The sequence below is a fragment of the Pseudomonas sp. E45-MNA-CIBAN-0222 genome, assembly GCF_040310405.1.
GTDB lineage: Bacteria > Pseudomonadota > Gammaproteobacteria > Pseudomonadales > Pseudomonadaceae > Stutzerimonas > Stutzerimonas stutzeri_AC.
In genome coordinates this window covers 213,255-233,235 of sequence record NZ_JBEOPU010000008.1, presented here as the reverse complement: position 1 = coordinate 233,235, position 19,981 = coordinate 213,255, and the positions used below count along the sequence as shown (strand labels likewise).

The window sequence follows — 19,981 nt, the reverse complement described above, 5'->3', positions numbered from 1 at the left end:
TCCTCCTTAATGGTCGTGGCTGGCGCCGGACTTTTCGATGTCCTGGCGGATCAGGAAACTCTGCTCGGTAACGTAGCGCGAACCCGTCTTGAGTCCGCCCAACACTTCGGCGTACTCGCCATCGCGATCCCCGAGTTCGAGCATGCGCACCTCGTAGGTCTCGTCGATCTGTACGAAGACCACGGTGAAGTCACGGAAGCGCTGCAAGCCCATCTCCTTCACTGCCAACGGCACCTCGCGCGAGTCCACCATGACTTCGGCGGATACCGTCATCCCCGGTCGCCACTGGCCCTGCGGGTTCGGTACGTTGACGCGGGCGATAACGCTCTGCCCGATACCGGCCACCGGCAGTAAGCTTTCGATCTTCGCTTCTGCTACCGCGCTGCCCGTCGCCGAACGGATTTGCACTACCTGTCCGGGCGCCAGGTTTTCGGCATCGGTGCCGATAGCGCGCAGGTCAATCCATACATGTGAGGGATCGGCCAGCTCGAATAACGCGCCGGCTCCGGCCACATCACCGACGTTAGTGTTCCGCACGATCACCACGCCATCGAGCGGCGCGGTGATCGGATAGGTGCGCATACTGTCGTTGCCCTCGACAATCGCTAGTGTCTGGCCGCGCTGGACGCGCTCGCCCTGCTGTACGCTCACCGACTGCACGATGCCCGGAAAGCGCGCCCCGACGGACGCATAGCGATTGGAATCGAAGGCGATGGTGCCAGTCAGTCGTACGATGTCGCGGATGGAAGCCGGGCCGGCCTGCTCGACCCGGATACCAGCATCTTCTGCAATGGCGGCCGGAATGGTGACGCGCCCCTCATAGGATTCGTAGGACCAATTGGATCTCTTGCCGCCGTGTTCTGCGGTCACAGCCACATCGAATGAGTGTGGTTCGGTCACTTCGCCGCTACCAACCAGGTAGGTGCTTTCCGGCGCGAACGTGAATCGGTTGACTTCGCCGTCGAGGCGCGAGAGCTCGATGGTCGCAACGACTTCAGTGGGCGAGATCGAACTGTCGCCCCGATAGGCGTAAAGCCGGTAGTGTGGAGGCGCATTGGTCTCGTAGATCGTGACTTCCAACGCGAAGTCGCCGTCGCGCAGAAGCCGCCCGTTGTTAGGGCCACGCTCGTAGTCTTCGTTCGCTTGCACATCAACGCCGCCGTCGGCACGGTCACTATTAGGGCCGCAAGCGGCCAGCGCCAAACTGAGAAAAAGCAGGAAAAGCAGGCGATTCATGGGGTCATGTCCTCAACGGTGACGGTGAGGCGTTCCACCTCTACCAGCAATAGGTGATAGCGGGCAGCAGCTTCAACGGTGCGTTGGTTCAGGTCGAACAGCGTCCTTTGTGCCTGTGCCAACGAAATGAAGGAGAAGCGTCCGGCCTCGAATCCGCGGCGAGTGTTCGCCAATGCGTCCTCGGCCATGGGCAGCATGCGTGTACGCAGCGCCTCGGCTTCGTGACGTGCGTGCATAAGTTCCTGATAGATATCGAACAAGACTTGATGCCGCTCGAAGCGTTCAGCATCCCGGCGGGCTTCCAGCGCGATGAGTTCGGCGTCAGCTTGTGCGATCGAGTATCCGGAGCGCTTGCGGCTGCCCAACGGCACCGAGATCGACATCACCAGGCCTTGATCGTTAAAAGCTTCCATACGGCGTACGCCCAGGCTCAAGTCGATATCCGGTTTCGCTCTGGCTTCGGCTATCCGACGGCGGGCAGAGATGGTGTTCGCCTGTAGTCGCGAGGCCCAGAGTTCGGGCGTCATCGACAGACGAGCGGCCAATGTCTCGAACGACTCGACCGGCGGCAGGGCTTGCAGGTCACCGACGACTGAGCCGAAGTCGGGCGTCAACGCACCCCAGCTCGCGGCCAACGTCATTCGGGCGCTGGCCAATTCGTGCTGCGCTGTCTCGCGCGCCAACTCCACCTCGGCGAGCGCAATCTCGGCAGCCTGGAGGTCCGATTCGGGGTTGCGGGCCGCCGATACCCAAGTGGCGACCTCGCTGCGAGTACGTTCGGCTTGCCGGACACGCTCCTCGGCGTAGTCCAGCCGCTGTTGTCTGGCAAGTACTTCGATGAAGCGGGCTGTGGTTCGGCTGGCCAAGTCGATCCGCGCCGTATCGGCCTGGTGCTGTTGCTGGCTGACCTCGGCCCTGCCAAGGGTCTGTCGGGCTGCACGCTTGCCGCCGAGTTCGATCACCCGGCTGATGCGCAATGTGGTTTCGGCTGAATCAATGCCACGCAGACTGCCGGTGCCGGCCGCGTTCTCGAACTCACCGCCAATCACGTAAGGCGGCGGCAGACCCTCACGCTCGGTGCGGGCCTGCACGGCCTGTAGTTGAGCACCTTCGGCAATGATGGACGGATTAGAAGTCAACGCGCGGGTCACCGCTTCCTCCAGACGCAAGGGCTCGGCAGCCTGTACCGCGGGGATGCCGCAGACTCCGACGAACACCAAAACCCTCAACCAGTGCAAATTCACAAAAAACCTCCGGGTAACTAAGTAGCAACAGATCAACAAGCCGTTTCGCAAAGCGCTCTTGCGCGCTCACCAAACATCAGCAAACATCAGCAAACAGCCGACACAAAAACCGATTGGCGATCGGTTTTTGTGTCAAAAAAAATACCAAAAATCCCGAGTCCGTGTTTACCTCGCCAACATAGTGATGAGTGACTCGGTTAAGTAGTGCAGCCACCCTGTGGACAAGCTGCAAAACGCCACCACGGTAAAGCCCAAAAATAAACCCAGATATGAATTGGATCGGCGGCCCGGAGACAACAGCGCCTGAACACGTTCGGGCACGAAATCGGAGAGAAAGGCCATCGACAGCGGCATACCTGCTAAAGCGTGATGGCGGTAAATTTTCTTCACCGCGACCAAGGTTTCAGCGACCGTTATTTGACAGCCCACTGAAGCCGCAGCAATGAAGTCGCAGCGCTGCTCCAAGGCAAGCTCGTAGTCACGCAGAAGGCGCCGACGAGTGCCTGGCAACTGGATGCCCGACAACATCCCCGCCATCAGACGCCAGAACGCATCGCGATGCTCAAGGTGCGCCTGCTCATGGGCCAGAACTACTTGTAGCTGAGTTGGGCTGAGCTGGTCGAGCAACGACTGGGAAAGCAAAACATGGCCTGGCCCTATGCCGCAAGCGAAGGCCATGGGCTGATCGACATCCACCACACGAAGCCTGTCTGTGTGTCCAAAACGACGACTCAAACGCAGCATGGTGAGCAGGGTCTGCCGGACCCGCCAGACTCCGATTGCTGCCCGCGCTATCAACCACGTTGCATAACCCGCCAGCAGGGCAATCGCCCCCCACAACCAAGAGCTCTGCCCATTTTCGTTCGGATGCCAGACACACAAATGTAGAAGGTTGCCTGAGTGCGCAGAACAGGCGGCGGCAAACCGGGCCGAGTCGTGAAGGGCCGAGGGCATTGCTATAGCCACTACTGCATAGCCAATGCCCACCAATATAGGCGCGGTCAGCAACCACCAAAGTATTCGGACTCGCTGCCGAGGCGCTTGTCTCGAAAGCAGCCGACTTAGCGGGCGTTCACAGGCCACAACCAACAAAGACAGGGTAATCGCCAGAACAAAGCCGGCCAGCAGCGCAGATTGAAGTAGCGACCCATAGCTCATCATCAGCGGCTCTCATCCAGTTCAGCACGACGCCGCGCAATCAATTCCTCCAATCGTTTGAGCTGGTCTCCATCCGCTTGTACGGTAAGATCGACAAAAGCCGACAACAACGCATCCGATTGTGTGCCGGCGACACGATGCACCGTGGATTCCACCAGCTTGCGAACCAACTCCCGGCGAGAAAGACCTGCCGAGTATTCGTAGGCATGACTGATCTTCTCGCGTTGCAGGATCCCCTTGCGAAACAGGCGCTCCAACGCGGACTGCACGGTGTTCAATGCAATCGAACGCGAATGTTTGACTCGTGCATGGACAGTCTTGGCGTCGGATGAACCGAAGCGCCAGATGTCTTCGAGCACGGCAATTTCCAGGTCGCCGAGCGGCGGCACACTAGGGTTGGTCAAACGGTTGAACCTCAATTTCTTGACTTAGGAAGTTCAGAGTATGATTTTTGAAAAACCGATCGTCAATCGGTTTCTTCTGTGCGAGCTCTAAGCCGGGTGTCTCTTTTCGTTTGGCTGGTCCATCGCCATCTGAACCTATCGCGTTATGTCACTGGTAGTTCAGCGGCTCCCCGGCCCGAGCAGGCGACCGCAAAACAGGTGCCTGATTGCTGTGCGGAACCCGCATAGAGATGACAAATGAATGACATAAATGTAACGCGCGGGTCATTTGTCTGACGGCGCCTGCTCTCTAGCATCGGTATGAAGACGCATGGTGCATTTCGGGCTTTGAACCACAGCCGAGCGCCATGAATCCCCCTGTACCGACAGTTAAAGAGTTACGGAGCCGAGCATGATGAATGTCGCTATCAAATACCGCGTCTGGTTGGCGGGCCTGTTTCTGTCGTCCATGCTCGGTACTAATGTGGCAACCGCATCGGAGCTGAGCGCAGAAGTCTGGAAAGACCCCAGCTGTGGCTGCTGCAACGAATGGGTCCAGCATCTTGAAGAAGTGGGCATCCAGGTGCGTACTTCCAATACCGGCAACACCGGCATACGCGAACGGCTCGGCATTGCCAAGCAGTTTGGCTCCTGCCATACCGCCAGAATCGGCGGCTATGCCATCGAAGGCCATGTACCCGCTGCCGATATCAAACGTCTCCTGAAAGAAAAGCCCGAGGCGATCGGCCTGGCCGTACCAGGTATGCCGATCGGGTCACCTGGCATGGACGGCCCGCTCTATGGCGACCGCAAAGACCTCTACGACGTTCTGCTGATCCATGTCGATGGCAGCACCAGCGTCTATCAAGCCTATCGCTGATCGATGCGATGAAACGGCCAATGTCCCGCTTCGGGATCAAGAGGAGAACACAGTCATGAACACAGTGGATCTCGACGTCCAGGGCATGAGCTGCGGCTCATGTATCGCGAAAGTCACCGATGCGCTGAAAGAGCTGCCGGGAGTCGATGCCGTGGAAGTGCATTTGGCCACCGGCCGCGTTCAAGTTCGAGGCAACTTCGATCAAGGCAATGATCCGCTGCTGTCGACGTTGCAACAGGCCGGGTATCCCGCGCGTCTGGCAAGCGGCGACACCCTGTCCAGCCAATCAACAGAAGGCGGCGGCCGAAGTTGCTGCAGCCGAAATTCTTAAAACATAGGAAGAGGTGTAATACACATGAACCGTACTACTCAATTTCGCTCTCTGATTGTTGGTGCCTGTCTTGCGACCGGGTTGCTGATCACATCGGTCGCTCAGGCCCATATCTCCCTCGTCAAATCCACACCGACGGCCGATGCTGTTGTCACGACACCGCAGCAGATCGATCTCGTCTTCAGTGAACAGCTTGTACTTCGCGCCTCGCGCTTGGAGCTGAGCGTCATAAAGGACGGTGGGGCCGCAGAGAAAGTCGAGCACATCGACGTTGAACTCATCAACGACGGCAAGACGCTGCGAGCTACGTTGCATAATCCCCTCGGAGTAGGCGTCTACCACGTGCAATGGCGCGCCGTCGGTGATGACAACCATCCGATGACTGGCGAATACAGCTTCACCATCAGATGAGCGGGCGCCAACATCATGTCCAGTCTTCCCGACTATACGCTTCGGTTCATGCAGTACCTAGACTTGATGCTGCTGTTCGGATTGCCGCTATTCGCGTGGTACGGTCCGGTCGCCTCAACGATCGGCGGCGATAAGCGCTCCCCCCAGCCCAGATGGGCCTTGACCCGGGGGCTCCTGGTCTGTGGAGTGCTCGGCTTGGCGCTAGTGGGCATTGAGATTGTGCGCAGCACGGCTGGCATCATGGGGGGCGCGGTTTCCGATCTGGTGCGGGACGACTTGGCCTGGTATCTGTTCGACACCGCCGCTGGGCGCGCCGGGCTGACGCGAGCATTCCTGCTGGTTCTGCTGCTTGCTGTACTCGGCTGGCAGTCGCAGCGCGCCGAGCGCCCATTCCCCATTCGGCGAGTGACCCTGCTGGCCGGTGTGGCGCTGGTCAGCCTGGCGTGGAACGGACACGCTGCCAGTGGCGAGGGTGTGAGTGGTACGGTGCGGCTGGTGGCTGGTATGGCGCACCTGCTCGCTGCCGGCGGCTGGATCGGGGCCATCTTCGCCTTGCTGATTCTGTTCGTTCGACACGGAAAGCCCGCCGCGGGTGAGGGCTTGCACATGCTGTGGCGGGCACTGCACACCTTTTCGCGCCCAGGCACCGTCTTCGTCGGTGTCCTGGTGGTGACCGGCATCCTTCACTACGGGGATCTGGTCGGCTGGTCCATCGCACCGCTGTTTCACAGCCGGCACGGCAACCTGATGCTGCTCAAGCTGGCGCTGTTCGCTGCGATGCTGGGCCTCGCCGCCCTGCATCGCTGGTGGTTGGTGCCCCGGCTCGAACGTGACATCCATACCGGCGCCCCCTCGCACTCTGCACAGCACCTGCGACTGAGTGTGACCATCGAGGCGACGATCGCGCTCCTGATTCTGGTAAGCGTAGCGGTACTCGGCACCCTCAGCCCTCATGGATGACAACACTTGGAGGCCAACAGGTGGACAACAACCAACCAGGGACTTCGTGCATGCCATGCACGAGTAATGAAGGGGCCTCATGGAGCTACGTCATTTACGATGCTTTATTGCAGTTGCGAAAGAACTCCATTTCGCCCGCGCTGCGGAGCGGCTACACATCGAGCAGTCGCCGCTGTCACGCGCCATTAAGGAATTAGAAGAAGAACTCGGGGTTCGTCTGTTCGACAGGACGACCCGCAGCACGCGATTGACCCGCGCGGGGAAACTTTTCCTTGAGCATGTGCCACGTGTCTTTACTGCTCTGGAGCAGGCGCGTGGCAGCGTGAGGGCAGCGGCGGCCGGCTATCAGGCTCAACTGCGCATCGCGTTGTCCGATGGCATCACACCGTCGCGCTTCACTGCCTTGCTGGCGCAATGCCGACAGGACGAACCGGAGGTCGATATCCGGTTGTATGAAGTGCCGCTGTCGCAGCAGATCAGGGGATTGCACGACGATCTCTACGACGTAGGATTCGCGCAGTCCGCCGAGGTGGGTGAAGGCATCCTGGCCGAAGCGGCCTGGAGTGATCCGCTGGTGGTCGCCGTACCCGCACGGCATCCACTGCTGACGTACAAACGCATTCCGCTGGACGAAGTGCTGCGCTATCCGCTGGTGATGTGCGATCCGCAGCTATGCGAAGGCTATGGCCGGCAGATTGCGCGCATTCTTCGCACCGTGGACGTGGAACCGCTTGTCGCGGAAGAAGTGGCGTCGCTGGACCTGATGCTGGCGCTGGTGGCAGCAGGGTATGCACTGGCGTTGGTCGGATCGTCGCAGATCATCGCTTGCCGTAACGCCGACGTGATCGGCAGACCCCTGGCGGGCGGTGATTGACCCGACCAACCTGATGCAGAACACGCTGACCGCGATCCGCACGCTGGAGCAGATCAACAACCAGGTGCGGCAGCTTCAGAACGAAGCGCAGATGCTTATCAACCAGGCGCGCAATCTGACGAGCCTCGACTACAACGTGGTCAACCGGCTGCGCTCGACGCTGGCGACCACCGAACGCCTGATCGCCGAGGCGCAGGGCCTGGCCTATGACGTGGCGAGCATGGACCGGGAGTTTGCCCGGCTGTACCCGCAAGAGTATGCCGCCACCGTCAGCGGCGACCGCATGGCGCAGGACGCGCGCGAGCGCTGGCGCCACACGCTCGACGGCCTGCACACCGCGATGCGGATGCAGGCACAGGTGTCGCAGAACCTTGGTGAGGACGAAGGCGTGCTGGCCGATCTGGTGGGCCAGAGCCAGTCGGCCACCGGCGCGCTGCAAGCAGCGCAGGCGACCAACCAGTTGCTGGCCTTGCAGGCCAAGCAAGCGATCCAGTCTCAGCAGCTCCAGTTGACGCAGGACCGCGCCGCGTCGCTGGAGCTGGCGCGGCAGGCGGCGGCCACCGAACGTGCCCGCGAAGTGCGGCGGCGATTTCACGGCGAGGGCACGCCCTACACGCCGCAGACCGTGCCGTTCTACGGCGGCGACTGAGGGCACGCGCCATGAACGACATCTCGGTGATCGACCGCTTCCTCATCGTCTTCTCCACTTACATCGACTCGGGCTTCGGTCTGCTGGGTGGCGAGGTGGCGTTCCTCACCGCCACCTTGATCGTGATCGACATGACCATCGCGGGCCTCTATTGGGCGATGAGTCACGCCACCGGCCAGGGCGACGACGTGATCGCCAAGCTGATCCGCAAGGTGCTCTACATCGGCGCTTTCGCCTACATCATCGGCAACTTCAACTGGCTGGCGAGCATCTTGTTCCGCTCGTTCGCGGGGCTGGGTCTGATGGCGTCGGGTTCCACGATCTCGCAGGCCGAGTTCCTGCAACCCGGTCGGCTGGCCAAGGTGGGCGTCGATGCCGCCGCGCCGATCCTCGAACAGATCAGCGACATGGCGGGCTTCCCCGAGGTGTTCGTGAACATGACCCCCATAGTGGTCATGTTCCTGGCCTGGCTGGTGGTGATCGTCACGTTCTTCGTGCTGGCGATCCAGCTTTTCATCACGCTGATCGAGTTCAAGCTGACGACGCTCGCAGGCTTCGTGCTGGTGCCGTTCGCGCTGTGGAACAAGACCGCGTTCCTGGCCGAGAAGGTGCTGGGCAACGTGGTGTCCTCCGGCATCAAGGTGCTGGTGCTGGCGGTGATCGTCGGTATCGGCACCGGCCTGTTCGCCGAATTTCAGGTCGCGCCGGATGAACCCTCCATCGACCACGCGCTGGTCATCATGCTGGCGTCTCTCTCGCTGCTGGCGCTCGGGATCTTCGGGCCGGGTATTGCTACCGGCCTGGTGTCCGGTTCGCCGCAGCTCGGCGCCGGTGCGATGGCGGGTGCCACGCTCGGCGCGGCCGGTACGGCTGTCGCGGTGGGCGCGGTGGCCACGGGTGTAGGTGGTGCCGTCGCGGCCGGTGCGCGCATGACGCCCGGCGCTGCCCGCATGGCCGTCGGCGGCGCACGTTCGATGGCATCGACCGCCAGCAGCGCCAGGTCCGCCTTCCAGGCAGGTTCCGCCGGTGCTGGCGGTGGCCTCAGGGGCGCGGCGATGGGTCTCGGCAACGTCGCCCGGACCGGCGCGCAGTCGGTCGGGCAGCGCGTGGCCGCCGGTGCGCAGTCGCTGAAGGCGCGTGCCGCTGCTGCCGTCAATCCCGATGGTTCCACAGGCAGCGCTGCTACCGGCTCGCCCGCTCAGGGCAGCGCGGAGGCCGCGACCGCCAACACCGGACAACCCGCGTGGGCCAGCCGCCTGCAACGCCGCCAGCAGCTCACCCATGCCGCCACCACCGTCGCACACACGCTGCGCGGCGGCGACGGTGGCGGCTCGGGCAGCGGCCCCAGTCTGCGCGACCCATCGAACTCATAAGGAGAACCTGCCATGCGATTCAAACGACCGCAGGTGCGCTACGCCGACACACCGCAGCCGGCCACGCCGTACCAGGCCGCCGAACAGGTATGGGACGAGCGCATCGGCTCGGCCCGCGTACAGGCGAAGAACTGGCGGCTGATGGCCTTTGGCTGCCTCGCACTCGCGTTGCTGATGGCCGGCGGCCTTGTGTGGCGCTCAGCGCAGTCCATCGTCACGCCCTACGTGGTGGAGGTGGACCACGGCGGGCAGGTGCGCGCCGTTGGCGAGGCCGCCACGCCGTACCGGCCCAACGATGCGCAGGCCGCGCATCACCTCGCGCGCTTCGTCACGCTGGTGCGCTCGCTGTCCATCGATCCGATCGTGGTGCGGCAGAACTGGCTGGATGCCTACGACTACACCACCGACCGCGGCGCAGCCGTGCTCAACGACTACGCGCGCGTCAACGATCCCTTCGCGCGCATCGGCCGGGAAACGGTGACGGTACAGGTCAACAGCGTCGTGCGCGCAAGCTATGCGTCATTTCAGGTGCGGTGGACGGAGCGCCGCTACGTCAACGGCGCAGCGGCAGGACTGGAGCGCTGGACGGCGGTGGTCTCGATCGTGCTGCAAGCGCCGCGCACCGAGGAGCGGCTGCGCCGCAATCCCTTGGGCATCTACATCAACGGCTTGTCGTGGAGCCGGGAACTCGACTCGATCGAAGGAGACAGGCCATGAAACCGTCTTTACGCTTTTACGCTGTTGTACTGATTACCGTCACGCTGGCGGGCTGCGCCACGCCGCGCAAGCCGCCGACCATCACGCTCGACGAGCCGGTGCAGGCGCAGCCCCTGCCCGAACCGCCCCTGCCGGTAGAAGTGGTCGCGGTGCCGGAGCCCTTGCCGCTGCCGGGACAGTTGATGCCGCTGCCGGTGCAGGACGAGACGCCGCCGACGCCCGAGCCGGAAGACGCGCGCGAGCGCGTATCCCTCGCCAACGCGGAAGCACGCATGGCGCCCACACGCGAAGGCTACATCAACGCGATTCAGGTCTGGCCCTTCACCGACGGCGCGCTCTATCAGGTCTATACCAGTCCAGGCCGCGTGACGATGATCGCCTTGCAGCCCGGCGAGGAACTGGTGACGGTCGCCGCCGGCGACACGGTACGCTGGATCGTCGGCGATACCTCCAGCGGCGGCGGTGACGAGTTGCGCGTCAACGTGCTGGTGAAGCCCACCCGCACCGGACTGAAGACCAACCTGGTCATCACCACCAGCCGCAGGACGTACCTGATCGAGCTGACCTCGACCGAGAGGGCGTGGATGGCGTCGGTGTCCTGGGACTATCCGCGCGACCGCATGCTCGCTTTGCAGCGACAGTCACAGGCGGCGCAAAGCACCGCGCCGGTCGATACCGGCCTGACGCTGGAGAACATCCGCTTCCGCTATGCGATCAGCGGCAGCAATGCATCGTGGAAGCCGCTGCGCGCCTTCGACGATGGCGAGAAGGTTTACATCCAGTTCCCCGGCGGCATCGCACAGGGCGAGCTGCCGCCGCTGTTCGTGATCGGTGCGCAGGGCGATGGCCAGCTCGTGAACTACCGCTTCCGGTCGCCGTACTACATCGTGGACCGGTTGTTCGGCGCCGCCGAACTGCGCCTGGGCGGCGACAAGAGCGACGTGGTGCGCATCGAGCGCACGGATGGCGTCGCGCGGAGGAATTGACCATGAACCAGGACGATTCCCCAGACATGCCTGGTGCCGCACCGAAGCTGGCGCCGGAACAAGTCGCCCTGCGGGCGCAGCCGCGTCCGGTCACGCGGTTGAACCGGCGCATGCTGGCGATTCTGGTTGGCAGCGTGGCCACCGCAGTATTGGGCGCAACGCTCTGGTCGCTGCAAGCACCGCAGCGCCGTGGCGCAGGCGAACCGGCCGAGCTGTACAACGTCGATCGGGTGTCGCGCTCCGAAGGGCTGGCGCAGTTGCCCGCCAACTATTCGCAACTACCGCCGACCTTGCCATCGCTGCCGCCGGAGCTGGGCGAACCCTTGCCCGGCGACCTCGGCGCGCCAATCCTGCGCGCCGAGCAGCGGGCGCAGGGTTACGCACAACCGGGCTATGACCCGGCAGAGACCGAGCGCCTGGCGCGGCTCAAGGAGGCCGAGGAAGCGGCGGCTTCGTCCGTGTTCTTCAGCACGGGCGGACAGCGCGCCACCGTAGCCTCTCCCACGCAGAGCGTGGCAGGGCCGCCACCGCTGACCGGACTGACTGGCTTCGATCCGCTGGCCGCCGGGCCGGCTTCGACGGCCGCGCAGCCTGCCGATCCCACCGCCGTGCAGAACCGGCAGGACCAGAAGGAAGCGTTTCTGAGCAATGCCGGTTCTACGCAAACCCGTAATTCCGGCAACCTGCAACTGCCGGCCTCACCGTACCAGGTGATGGCCGGCACGGTGATCGCGGGCGCACTGGTGACGGGCATCAAGTCCGACCTGCCGGGCGACGTGATCGCCACGGTGACGGAGCCGGTCTACGACACCGCCACCGGCCACCATCTGCTGATCCCGCAGGGCTCGCGCATCCTGGGCCGCTACAACAGCCAGGTCAGCTACGGGCAGACCCGAATCCAGATGGTGTGGCACCGACTGATCCTGCCGGACACTTCATCAAGCCAGCTCGACAACCTCGTGGGCACCGACCCGGCCGGCTATGCGGGCCTAGAGGATGGTGTCGATTGGCATTGGGACCGCGTCTTCGCTGGCGCGGTGCTGACCACGCTGCTGGGTGTCGGCGCCGAGCTGGCCGCCCCGGAGAATCGCCAGGACGGCGATCGCGTCATCGTCGCCGGCCGCGACAGCGTGCAGGACAGCGTGAACCAGATCGGCCAGGAGATGACCCGCCGCAACATGAACATCCAGCCCACGCTGACGGCTCGCCCCGGCCTGCCGGTGCGCATCATCGTCAACCGGGATCTGGTGCTGCGGCCGTACCAGCCTTTGTTCTTCCAGAGAGGATCATCGCAATGAACACGAATAAACTGCGGCTCGGCCCACTGCCCAAGAGCGAGACCTTCAAGCTGACATTCGCGTGTCCGGCCAGCCTGAAGGCTGACCTTGACCGCTACGCCACGCTGCACACGCAGACCTACGGCGAGGCGGTCGACGCGGTGACGCTGATCCCGCACATGCTGGAAGCGTTCATCGCACGAGATCGGGGATTCAGGAAAGGGATGGCCGCGAAAGCGCCACCAGCGCCCCGGCGGGACGCGCCGCCGACGTAGGCGTGCCTCACATCGGCGGCAACTCACGAAGGCGCAGGTCACTGACCTGCGCCTTCGCTTTTCTGGCTATGGCTCGCGGGAGCCTTGTCATATCATTTGCACGGACATTGCCGGACGCTTGCTCGGCTACGCCGAGACCCGCAACCGCCTTGCTCCTATGTGGCTCCCAGCTTGCAAGAGCAGGTATGTGCTAGAAGCTGGCATAGAAGCCAAAATCCTTGTCCCATATAGACTTAGGTGTTTTGCCTGTCAGCAGAGAGTTCTTGACAGGCGACATTTTTTATTGCCTCTGGACTCTCACCAGGGACTGCGTCCCAGGTTATTCGCTTCGCTCACCCCTTCGGGGCCGCGCTGAAGCGCGTTCTAGGGTCTTCATAAACGACGCGTACACCCCGCTTGCAGGCATTCAGTCAGGAACCGGCACGCCCACTCGCTGACGCCACCACGCCTGCGCCAGCATCCAGCCACACCAACCGGAGATGACACCCAATACGTTCGCGACCATGTCCCAACGCGAAGCCGTTCGATGGGGCAAAAGGCCTTGTGCCATTTCGATCCCCAACGCCGCCATAAGCGTAAGGCCTATCCCCCAGAATATTGGCAGGCGCGGAAAGGCGAGCCGCAGAGTAAAGACGAGCGCCGCGAAGCCCATCATGTGATGAAGCTTATCCTGCTGATTGAAAAGCTGCGGCACGGGGTCCGGTTTGAGACCGGCGAAAAGAACGACCGCCAGCACAATCAGAAAGGGCAACATTCGCAAATAAGGCATACGGCGGTTCTCGTTTGAAGATTTGGTCGATGGCAGGCTCCTGCAACGACGCGTCCTCTGACCCGCAAAAATCGGTAAAGATCACCGCCAGCGGACGCTGATTCTTTACTTCATATCTCGGTCACAAAAAAATACCCGCATCAACGGATGCGGGCATTTTTTGAAGCACCTACGGTAACGTCAGATGCTTATGCTTCGGTCTTGCCGACAGCTGACTTGATCAGAGGCTGCAGCTCGCCCTTCTCGAACATCTCAAGAATGATGTCGCTACCACCGACCAGCTCACCATTGACCCACAGCTGAGGGAAGGTCGGCCAGTTGGCATAAGTCGGCAGGTTGGCACGAATTTCGGGGTTCTGCAGGATGTCGACATAAGCGAACTTCTCACCACAGCCCATTATCGCCTGGGTCGCACGAGCGGAAAAGCCGCACTGCGGGGCGTTGGGCGAACCCTTCATGTAAAGCAGCACCGGGTTGTTGGCGATCTGTTCTTTGATGGTTTCGATGATATCCATGGAGTACCTCGGCTAGACACGGTTGCCGCGCATTGTAACGGAAAACGCACGGGAAAGCCGAGCGGAGGACTCGGCTTTATTGTGGCGTAAAGGCCGTCAATGCTGCGATTCAGCCCACCGGAGGCCGTGGGTCGTGGATTTGCGCCTGTGCTCGCTTTCTGGATAAGATCGCGCCTTTCCCGTTTCGTCGCTCCCCGTGCGACCCTCAGTCGTCGGTCCCCTTTTTCTGTCGAAAAGCACTGGATCGCGCTGCGGCAATAAAGGTAGTTGATATGAGCGCAAGGCATTTTCTCTCACTGATGGACTGCACGCCCCAGGAGCTGAACAGCCTGGTCCGCCGCGGCATCGAGCTGAAGGATCTGCGCGAGCGCGGCGTCCTTTTCGAACCGTTGAAGAACCGCGTGCTGGGCATGATTTTCGAGAAAGCCTCGACCCGCACCCGACTGTCATTCGAAGCCGGCATGATCCAGCTCGGCGGCCAGGCGATCTTCCTCTCTCCGCGCGACACCCAGCTGGGTCGCGGCGAGCCGATCAGCGATTCGGCCATCGTCATGTCACGCATGCTCGATGCGATAATGATCCGCACCTTTGCTCATGCGACCCTCACCGACTTCGCCGCCAACTCCAGCGTGCCGGTTATCAACGGCCTATCGGATGACCTGCACCCCTGCCAGCTGATGGCCGACATGCAGACCTTTCATGAACACCGTGGCAGCATCGCCGGCAAAACGGTGGCCTGGATCGGCGACGGCAACAACATGTGCAATACCTATATAGAAGCGGCCATCCAGTTCGACTTCCAACTCAAGGTCGCCTGCCCCGAGGGCTACGAGCCCGACGCCGAGCTTATGGCGCGTGCAGGTGATCGCGTGCAGGTAATGCGTGATCCGCGTGAAGCCGCCGCAGGCGCGCACCTGATCAGTACCGACGTCTGGGCGTCCATGGGCCAGGAAGACGAAGCCGCAGCGCGGCTCGCCACTTTCCGCCCCTATCAAGTAGACCGCGCCCTCCTCGACTGCGCCGCCGAGGACGTGCTGTTCATGCACTGCCTGCCGGCCCACCGTGGCGAAGAGATCAGCCATGACCTGCTCGACGATCCCCGTTCCGTGGCCTGGGATCAGGCCGAAAACCGCCTGCATGTACAGAAGGCGCTACTGGAATTCCTCGTCGAACCGGCCTATCACCACGCATGAAACACGAACCGCCGCTGCTGCAACTGCGTGATCTGGCCTGCGGCTACGGCGAGCAGAGCATCGTCCAGCACCTCAACCTGCACCTGAATCGCGGTGACATCGGCTGCCTGCTGGGCCCTTCCGGTTGCGGCAAAACCACCACACTGCGTGCCATAGCCGGGTTCGAGCCTGTACACCAGGGCGAAATTCAGCTGGCAGATACGGTTATCTCCCGCGCCGGTTTTACCCTGGCACCGGAGAAGCGCCGCATCGGCATGGTGTTCCAGGATTACGCACTGTTCCCGCATCTAACCGTGGCAGAGAACATAGCCTTCGGGATTCGCAAGCAGCCTGACTACTCACGCATCGTTTCCGAGATGCTCGAACTGGTGCACCTGTCGGCCCTCGGCAAACGCTACCCCCATGAGCTCTCTGGGGGGCAGCAGCAGCGCGTGGCGCTGGCCCGAGCCCTGGCACCGGAACCCGCATTGCTGCTGCTTGACGAACCCTTCTCCAACCTTGACGTTGAATTACGCCGACGCCTCAGCCATGAGGTGCGCGAGATCCTCAAGGCGCGTAATACCAGCGCAATCCTAGTCACTCATGACCAGGAAGAAGCCTTCGCTGTCAGCGATCAGGTTGGCGTGTTCAAGGATGGTCGCCTGGAGCAGTGGGATACCCCCTTCAACCTCTATCACGAACCGCTGACACCCTTCGTTGCGAGCTTTATCGGCCAGGGTTACTTCATTCGCGGGCAACTGCTGGACCCTGAAACCGTACAGACGGAGCTCGGCACGATTCGCGGCAACCGGGCCTACACCTGGCCCGCCGGCAGCTCGGTCGACGTGCTGCTGCGCCCGGACGACATCATCTACAAACCGGAAAGCCCGCTGCGCGCGCTGATCGTCGGCAAGACCTTTCTTGGCGCATCGACGCTATACCGGCTGCAGCTGCCCACAGGCAATCAGCTCGTGGCAATCTTCACCAGCCATGCCGACTACCCGACTGGGCAGGAAGTGGGTATCGCCATTGCGGCCGATCATCTGGTAGTGTTCCCGGCCCAGGGCAGTATTGCCGCCCATGAAACCCTGCCACTGGCCGGCGTGGCTCGCTAGGCTTTCTGCCGGCGCTGGCGGAAGAACTCGCTGAGTACCGTTCCGCATTCCTCGGCCAGCACGCCCCCCTCGACCAGCACCCGGTGATTGAGAAAGTCCTGCTCGAAGAACTTGCCGCGACTGACCACCACGCCGGCTTTTGGCTCGGCAGCGCCGTAAACGACACGCTGAATACGCGAGTGCACGATAAGACCTGCGCACATGCTGCACGGCTCGAGCGTGACATAGAGCGTAACGCCGGGTAGCCGATAGTTCTGCAGCGCCTGCGCCGCATCGCGCACCGCGACCATCTCGGCATGCGCGCTGGGGTCGTGCTGCGAGATCGGGCAGTTGTAGCCACGCCCGATGATCTGGCCGCCCTGCACCAGCACCGCGCCCACCGGCACCTCGCCCAAGGCCGCGCCCTGCGCCGCCAGCACCAGGGCTTCGCGCATGAAGTGCTCGTCCTGGCTGCGGTCAATGATCTGCGGTTTTCTCACTGCTGCGCCCTGCCCTTTCTCATACCACCTCGATCGCCGCCATCAACCCGGTTTCCATGTGGTCGATGACATGACAATGGAACATCCAGACACCCGGATTATCAGCGACGAGCGCAATACGGGCCGTTTCGTTCTTGCCCAACAAGTAGGTATCGGTGAACCACGGATCGATCTTGCGGCGACTGGACGAAATCACCTTGAAGGTCATGCCGTGCAGATGGATCGGATGCTGGTACTGGCTGAGATTACGCAGCTCGAAGATGTAATGGCCATCCTTCTTCAGCGTCGCAATCGGGCGATCGGCGCAGGTCTTGTCATTGATGTCCCAAGCCTGGCCGTTGATCTGCCAGAAGGTATAGGCGCCGCCCTGCTCGACGTCGGCCGACAGGGTACCAGCCCACTCGAAATTGAAGCGCAGGGTTTCCGCGCGTTGCAGATCCGGCTCCGCCACGGGATTGGCCGGCAACGCCGGCGGCCAGTCGCTAGCGATTTCGTCATGCGCCACCGAGCGCAGCGTCGCCAGCCGTAGCGGACCATTGCGCAAGGACAGCTCCGTGCCGACCTCCGGCACCTTCAGCGCCAGGTCGATACGCATGCCCGGCCCAAGCCAGTATTCCTTGCCCAACGGCATCGGAGCGACTGGATGTCCATCGAGCGCATAGATACGCGCCTCGCCCTCCGGCAGATTCAGCCGATAGGTCAGCGTGTTGTCGAGATTCAGCAGCCGCAGCCGCACGACCTGCCCGACTGGTAGCTCAACCGTGGGCGCATGCGTGCCGTTCACCGTCGACAGCACACCTGGCGTACCGCCGCGGGCCGCTTCGCGCGGCACGCTGAATTCGGTGAACGCACCCTGCTTGTCGACGTGCCAGCTTTTCAGATTGAGCGTGCGCTCGTGCCTGAAACCGCTCGGTTCGCGCTCCTCGACAATCAGCGGACCGACCAGCCCACGCCCCAGCTGCGCCGCACTACTGGTGTGCGGGTGATACCAGAAGCTGCCGGCATCGTGCAGCTGGAAGCGATAGTCGAAGAACTCGCCGGGCAAAACCGGCAGCTGCGATACATAGGGCACGCCGTCCATTTCCAGCGGCAGACGAATGCCATGCCAGTGGATGGTAGTGGGCTCGGGCAGGTTGTTGATGAAGCGCACCCGCAGCCAGTCACCCTGACGGCCACGCAGCTCCAGGCCCGGCGCCTGCCCACCATAGGCCCAAGCCGGCGTGACGTGACCAGGCACCAGCTCCACATCCAGCGGGGCGGCAATCAACTCATAGTCATGGGTGGTGATGTCGGCCGGGCGACCGAGCCAGTAGCGCGCGCCACTGCCGGCAAGGCCAACGACACCAAGACCGGCCAGGCCGGTGAGAATCTGTCTACGGGTAAAGGACATGCATGGGCTCCAGCCAGTCCGAATTCATGGGCCCATCAGGCTCGACGCGCTTCTCTGCGGAAGCTGCGCATAGCATGAGGGCAGCCTGGGCTGCCCTCATTGCTTCAGATCACTCCCACTCGATGGTGGCAGGCGGCTTGCTCGACACATCGTAGGTCACCCGGGAGATGCCTTCGATTTCGTTGATGATGCGGTTGGACACCTTCTCCAGCAGCTCGTAAGGCAGGTGCGCCCAACGTGCAGTCATGAAGTCGATGGTTTCCACCGCGCGCAGTGCAACGACCCAGGCGTAGCGACGGCCGTCGCCTACCACACCGACCGACTTCACCGGCTGGAACACCACGAACGCCTGGCTGGTCTTGTGATACCAGTCGAAGTTGCGCAGCTCTTCGATGAAGATGTGATCCGCGCGACGCAGCAGGTCGGCGTATTCCTTCTTCACTTCGCCGAGGATGCGAACGCCCAGGCCTGGGCCTGGGAAAGGATGACGGTAGACCATGTCGTAGGGCAGGCCGAGTTCCAGACCGATCTTGCGCACCTCGTCCTTGAACAGCTCACGCAACGGCTCGACCAGCTTGAGGTTCATTTCCTCCGGCAGGCCACCGACATTGTGGTGCGACTTAATGACATGCGCCTTGCCGCTCTTGGCGCCCGCAGACTCGATCACGTCCGGGTAGATGGTGCCTTGGGCAAGGAACTGGATGTTGTCCAGCTTGCTGGCTTCGGCATCGAACACGTCGATAAAGGTGCGACCGATGATTTTGCGCTTCTTCTCCGGGTCCGCCTCGCCTTCGAGGTTGCCGAGGAACTGCGCTTCGGCGTCGGCACGGATCACTTTGACGCCCATGTTCTCGGCGAACATGGCCATCACTTGATCACCCTCGTGCAGGCGCAGCAGGCCGTTGTCGACGAATACGCAGGTCAGCTGCTCGCCAATGGCCTTGTGCAGCAGCGCCGCGACCACCGACGAATCGACACCGCCGGAAAGGCCGAGCAGGACGTTGGCATCACCGACCTGGGCACGCACCTGGGCAATGGCATCTTCGACGATGTTCGAAGGCGTCCACAGTGCTTCGCAGCCGCAGATATCGAGGATAAAGCGCGACAGGATGCGCCCACCCTGGCGAGTGTGGGTCACTTCCGGATGAAACTGCACGCCGTAGTAACCACGGGAATCGTCGCCCATTGCGGCGATCGGGCAGCTGGGGGTGCTAGCCAGGAGGTGGAAGCCGGCCGGAATCTCGGTGACCTTGTCACCATGGCTCATCCATACGTCGAGGCCGAATACACCATCGTCATCCATGTGGTCTTCGATGCCGTCGAACAGCCGTGACTTGCCGACCAGGTCGACGCGGGCATAGCCAAACTCGCGAACGTCCGAGCCCTGCACCTTGCCGCCCAGCTGCTCGGACATGGTCTGCATGCCGTAGCAGATACCGAATAGCGGCACACCGAGATCGAACACAGCCTGAGGCGCGCGCGGGCTACCCTCTTCGTGAACCGACTCGGGGCCACCGGCGAGAATGATGCCGCGCGGGGCGAAGGCACGGATGTCCTCATCGCTCATGTCCCAAGGGTGCAGTTCGCAGTAGACGCCGATCTCACGCACACGACGAGCGATCAGCTGGGTGTACTGGGAACCGAAATCCAGAATCAGGATGCGGTGGGCGTGGATGTCAGGATGAGCCATAGATGCCTCTGCGAGGCAGCTGCAAGCCTCAAGCTGCAAGCTGCAAGTGAAAAAACGAAGCGGCAGCCACGACACCCATTGGCTTGTAGCTTGCCGC

22 protein-coding genes are annotated in these 19,981 nt (G+C 62.3%); 13 read left to right on the top strand and 9 right to left on the bottom strand.

Annotation, left to right across the window (positions count from 1 at the left end):
• Nucleotides 1–6: 6 nt before the first annotated feature.
• The 4 genes from AAEZ08_RS14275 to AAEZ08_RS14260 form a co-directional block, all read right to left on the bottom strand.
• The gene (locus AAEZ08_RS14275) at nt 7–1,236 is read right to left on the bottom strand and encodes an efflux RND transporter periplasmic adaptor subunit (RefSeq protein ID WP_427702605.1); all 1,230 of its coding nucleotides are present in this window, start codon (nt 1,234–1,236) and stop codon (nt 7–9) included.
• Entirely contained in the window at nt 1,233–2,480 is a 1,248-nt protein-coding gene (locus tag AAEZ08_RS14270) for a TolC family protein (RefSeq protein WP_500124584.1), read from the bottom strand. The genes AAEZ08_RS14275 and AAEZ08_RS14270 overlap by 4 nt, the downstream gene beginning before the upstream one ends.
• 165 nt (nt 2,481–2,645) lie before the next feature.
• A complete protein-coding gene (locus AAEZ08_RS14265) occupies nt 2,646–3,641 on the bottom strand; it encodes a M56 family metallopeptidase (protein ID WP_500124583.1) in 996 nt (331 codons plus the stop codon).
• The gene (locus AAEZ08_RS14260) at nt 3,641–4,027 is read right to left on the bottom strand and encodes a BlaI/MecI/CopY family transcriptional regulator (protein WP_500124594.1); all 387 of its coding nucleotides are present in this window, start codon (nt 4,025–4,027) and stop codon (nt 3,641–3,643) included. Before AAEZ08_RS14260 ends, AAEZ08_RS14265 begins: the two co-directional genes overlap by 1 nt.
• Before the next feature lie 406 nt (nt 4,028–4,433).
• Here AAEZ08_RS14260 and AAEZ08_RS14255 point away from each other — a divergent pair, with 406 nt between their 5' ends.
• The 11 genes from AAEZ08_RS14255 (at nt 4,434) to AAEZ08_RS14205 (ending at nt 12,754) form a co-directional block, all read left to right on the top strand.
• Nucleotides 4,434–4,901 (top strand): DUF411 domain-containing protein, encoded by a 468-nt coding sequence (locus AAEZ08_RS14255; protein WP_500124582.1) that lies wholly within the window; start codon nt 4,434–4,436, stop codon nt 4,899–4,901.
• Between the two features lie 55 nt (nt 4,902–4,956).
• Nucleotides 4,957–5,232 carry a heavy-metal-associated domain-containing protein gene (locus tag AAEZ08_RS14250; protein ID WP_068810638.1) on the top strand — a complete coding sequence of 92 codons (276 nt, stop codon included), beginning with the start codon at nt 4,957–4,959 and terminating at the stop codon, nt 5,230–5,232.
• Nucleotides 5,233–5,256: 24 nt separating this feature from the next.
• On the top strand, nt 5,257–5,643 hold the full coding sequence (gene copC / locus AAEZ08_RS14245; protein ID WP_008733943.1) for a copper homeostasis periplasmic binding protein CopC: 387 nt from the start codon (nt 5,257–5,259) through the stop codon (nt 5,641–5,643).
• A gap of 15 nt (nt 5,644–5,658) precedes the next feature.
• Nucleotides 5,659–6,603: a copper homeostasis membrane protein CopD gene (gene copD / locus AAEZ08_RS14240; RefSeq protein ID WP_500124581.1), complete on the top strand. Its 945-nt coding sequence runs from the start codon at nt 5,659–5,661 to the stop codon at nt 6,601–6,603.
• Between the two features lie 79 nt (nt 6,604–6,682).
• Nucleotides 6,683–7,477 carry a LysR family transcriptional regulator gene (locus AAEZ08_RS14235; RefSeq protein ID WP_500124580.1) on the top strand — a complete coding sequence of 265 codons (795 nt, stop codon included), beginning with the start codon at nt 6,683–6,685 and terminating at the stop codon, nt 7,475–7,477.
• On the top strand, nt 7,470–8,126 hold the full coding sequence (gene trbJ, locus AAEZ08_RS14230) for a P-type conjugative transfer protein TrbJ (protein WP_500124579.1): 657 nt from the start codon (nt 7,470–7,472) through the stop codon (nt 8,124–8,126). The genes AAEZ08_RS14235 and trbJ overlap by 8 nt, the downstream gene beginning before the upstream one ends.
• An 11-nt stretch (nt 8,127–8,137) precedes the next feature.
• Nucleotides 8,138–9,499 (top strand): P-type conjugative transfer protein TrbL, encoded by a 1,362-nt coding sequence (gene trbL, locus AAEZ08_RS14225; protein ID WP_500124578.1) that lies wholly within the window; start codon nt 8,138–8,140, stop codon nt 9,497–9,499.
• Nucleotides 9,500–9,511: 12 nt separating this feature from the next.
• Nucleotides 9,512–10,216, top strand: coding sequence for a conjugal transfer protein TrbF (trbF, locus tag AAEZ08_RS14220; RefSeq protein ID WP_500124577.1), 705 nt, complete (start codon nt 9,512–9,514; stop codon nt 10,214–10,216).
• Complete coding sequence (trbG, locus tag AAEZ08_RS14215) at nt 10,213–11,202, top strand: P-type conjugative transfer protein TrbG (RefSeq protein WP_427702617.1); 990 nt, start codon at nt 10,213–10,215, stop codon at nt 11,200–11,202. Before trbF ends, trbG begins: the two co-directional genes overlap by 4 nt.
• A gap of 2 nt (nt 11,203–11,204) precedes the next feature.
• Nucleotides 11,205–12,500, top strand: a complete 1,296-nt coding sequence (locus tag AAEZ08_RS14210; protein ID WP_427702618.1) for a TraB/TrbI/VirB10 family type IV secretion system protein — start codon at nt 11,205–11,207, stop codon at nt 12,498–12,500.
• A complete protein-coding gene (locus tag AAEZ08_RS14205; protein WP_427702619.1) occupies nt 12,497–12,754 on the top strand; it encodes a DUF2274 domain-containing protein in 258 nt (85 codons plus the stop codon). Before AAEZ08_RS14210 ends, AAEZ08_RS14205 begins: the two co-directional genes overlap by 4 nt.
• Nucleotides 12,755–13,160: 406 nt before the next feature.
• On the opposite strand, the gene AAEZ08_RS14200 is transcribed toward AAEZ08_RS14205, so the two are convergent.
• Together AAEZ08_RS14200 and grxD are read right to left on the bottom strand one after the other, a co-directional pair.
• Nucleotides 13,161–13,523, bottom strand: a complete 363-nt coding sequence (locus tag AAEZ08_RS14200; protein ID WP_058065284.1) for a VanZ family protein — start codon at nt 13,521–13,523, stop codon at nt 13,161–13,163.
• A gap of 188 nt (nt 13,524–13,711) precedes the next feature.
• Nucleotides 13,712–14,038 carry a Grx4 family monothiol glutaredoxin gene (gene grxD, locus AAEZ08_RS14195; protein ID WP_003284603.1) on the bottom strand — a complete coding sequence of 109 codons (327 nt, stop codon included), beginning with the start codon at nt 14,036–14,038 and terminating at the stop codon, nt 13,712–13,714.
• Between the two features lie 272 nt (nt 14,039–14,310).
• Here grxD and argF point away from each other — a divergent pair, with 272 nt between their 5' ends.
• Both argF and AAEZ08_RS14185 read left to right on the top strand, forming a co-directional pair.
• Nucleotides 14,311–15,231, top strand: coding sequence for an ornithine carbamoyltransferase (gene argF / locus AAEZ08_RS14190; protein ID WP_003284604.1), 921 nt, complete (start codon nt 14,311–14,313; stop codon nt 15,229–15,231).
• A complete protein-coding gene (locus AAEZ08_RS14185; protein WP_003284605.1) occupies nt 15,228–16,325 on the top strand; it encodes an ABC transporter ATP-binding protein in 1,098 nt (365 codons plus the stop codon). Before argF ends, AAEZ08_RS14185 begins: the two co-directional genes overlap by 4 nt.
• Here AAEZ08_RS14185 and tadA read toward each other — a convergent pair.
• The 3 genes from tadA to guaA all read right to left on the bottom strand — a co-directional run bounded on the left by tadA (nt 16,322) and on the right by guaA (nt 19,884).
• Nucleotides 16,322–16,804 carry a tRNA adenosine(34) deaminase TadA gene (gene tadA, locus AAEZ08_RS14180; RefSeq protein WP_058065283.1) on the bottom strand — a complete coding sequence of 161 codons (483 nt, stop codon included), beginning with the start codon at nt 16,802–16,804 and terminating at the stop codon, nt 16,322–16,324. The genes AAEZ08_RS14185 and tadA overlap by 4 nt on opposite strands.
• 19 nt (nt 16,805–16,823) lie before the next feature.
• On the bottom strand, nt 16,824–18,194 hold the full coding sequence (locus AAEZ08_RS14175) for a multicopper oxidase family protein (protein ID WP_500124576.1): 1,371 nt from the start codon (nt 18,192–18,194) through the stop codon (nt 16,824–16,826).
• Between the two features lie 109 nt (nt 18,195–18,303).
• Nucleotides 18,304–19,884 (bottom strand): glutamine-hydrolyzing GMP synthase, encoded by a 1,581-nt coding sequence (gene guaA / locus AAEZ08_RS14170; protein ID WP_003284610.1) that lies wholly within the window; start codon nt 19,882–19,884, stop codon nt 18,304–18,306.
• Between the last annotated feature and the right edge of the window lie 97 nt (nt 19,885–19,981).

Excerpts from the sequence above, each read along its gene's own strand:
- AAEZ08_RS14250 (WP_068810638.1), top strand. The coding sequence starts at position 4,957 with ATGAACACAGTGGATCTCGACGTCCAGGGCATGAGCTGCGGCTCATGT.
- AAEZ08_RS14210 (WP_427702618.1), top strand. The coding sequence starts at position 11,205 with ATGAACCAGGACGATTCCCCAGACATGCCTGGTGCCGCACCGAAGCTG.
- AAEZ08_RS14205 (WP_427702619.1), top strand. The coding sequence starts at position 12,497 with ATGAACACGAATAAACTGCGGCTCGGCCCACTGCCCAAGAGCGAGACC.
- copC (WP_008733943.1), top strand. The coding sequence starts at position 5,257 with ATGAACCGTACTACTCAATTTCGCTCTCTGATTGTTGGTGCCTGTCTT.
- AAEZ08_RS14235 (WP_500124580.1), top strand. The coding sequence starts at position 6,683 with ATGGAGCTACGTCATTTACGATGCTTTATTGCAGTTGCGAAAGAACTC.
- trbG (WP_427702617.1), top strand. The coding sequence starts at position 10,213 with ATGAAACCGTCTTTACGCTTTTACGCTGTTGTACTGATTACCGTCACG.
- trbF (WP_500124577.1), top strand. The coding sequence starts at position 9,512 with ATGCGATTCAAACGACCGCAGGTGCGCTACGCCGACACACCGCAGCCG.
- guaA (WP_003284610.1), bottom strand. The coding sequence starts at position 19,884 with ATGGCTCATCCTGACATCCACGCCCACCGCATCCTGATTCTGGATTTC.
- AAEZ08_RS14255 (WP_500124582.1), top strand. The coding sequence starts at position 4,434 with ATGATGAATGTCGCTATCAAATACCGCGTCTGGTTGGCGGGCCTGTTT.
- AAEZ08_RS14200 (WP_058065284.1), bottom strand. The coding sequence starts at position 13,523 with ATGCCTTATTTGCGAATGTTGCCCTTTCTGATTGTGCTGGCGGTCGTT.
- argF (WP_003284604.1), top strand. The coding sequence starts at position 14,311 with ATGAGCGCAAGGCATTTTCTCTCACTGATGGACTGCACGCCCCAGGAG.
- copD (WP_500124581.1), top strand. The coding sequence starts at position 5,659 with ATGTCCAGTCTTCCCGACTATACGCTTCGGTTCATGCAGTACCTAGAC.
- AAEZ08_RS14175 (WP_500124576.1), bottom strand. The coding sequence starts at position 18,194 with ATGTCCTTTACCCGTAGACAGATTCTCACCGGCCTGGCCGGTCTTGGT.
- grxD (WP_003284603.1), bottom strand. The coding sequence starts at position 14,038 with ATGGATATCATCGAAACCATCAAAGAACAGATCGCCAACAACCCGGTG.
- AAEZ08_RS14185 (WP_003284605.1), top strand. The coding sequence starts at position 15,228 with ATGAAACACGAACCGCCGCTGCTGCAACTGCGTGATCTGGCCTGCGGC.
- AAEZ08_RS14265 (WP_500124583.1), bottom strand. The coding sequence starts at position 3,641 with ATGATGAGCTATGGGTCGCTACTTCAATCTGCGCTGCTGGCCGGCTTT.
- AAEZ08_RS14275 (WP_427702605.1), bottom strand. The coding sequence starts at position 1,236 with ATGAATCGCCTGCTTTTCCTGCTTTTTCTCAGTTTGGCGCTGGCCGCT.
- trbL (WP_500124578.1), top strand. The coding sequence starts at position 8,138 with ATGAACGACATCTCGGTGATCGACCGCTTCCTCATCGTCTTCTCCACT.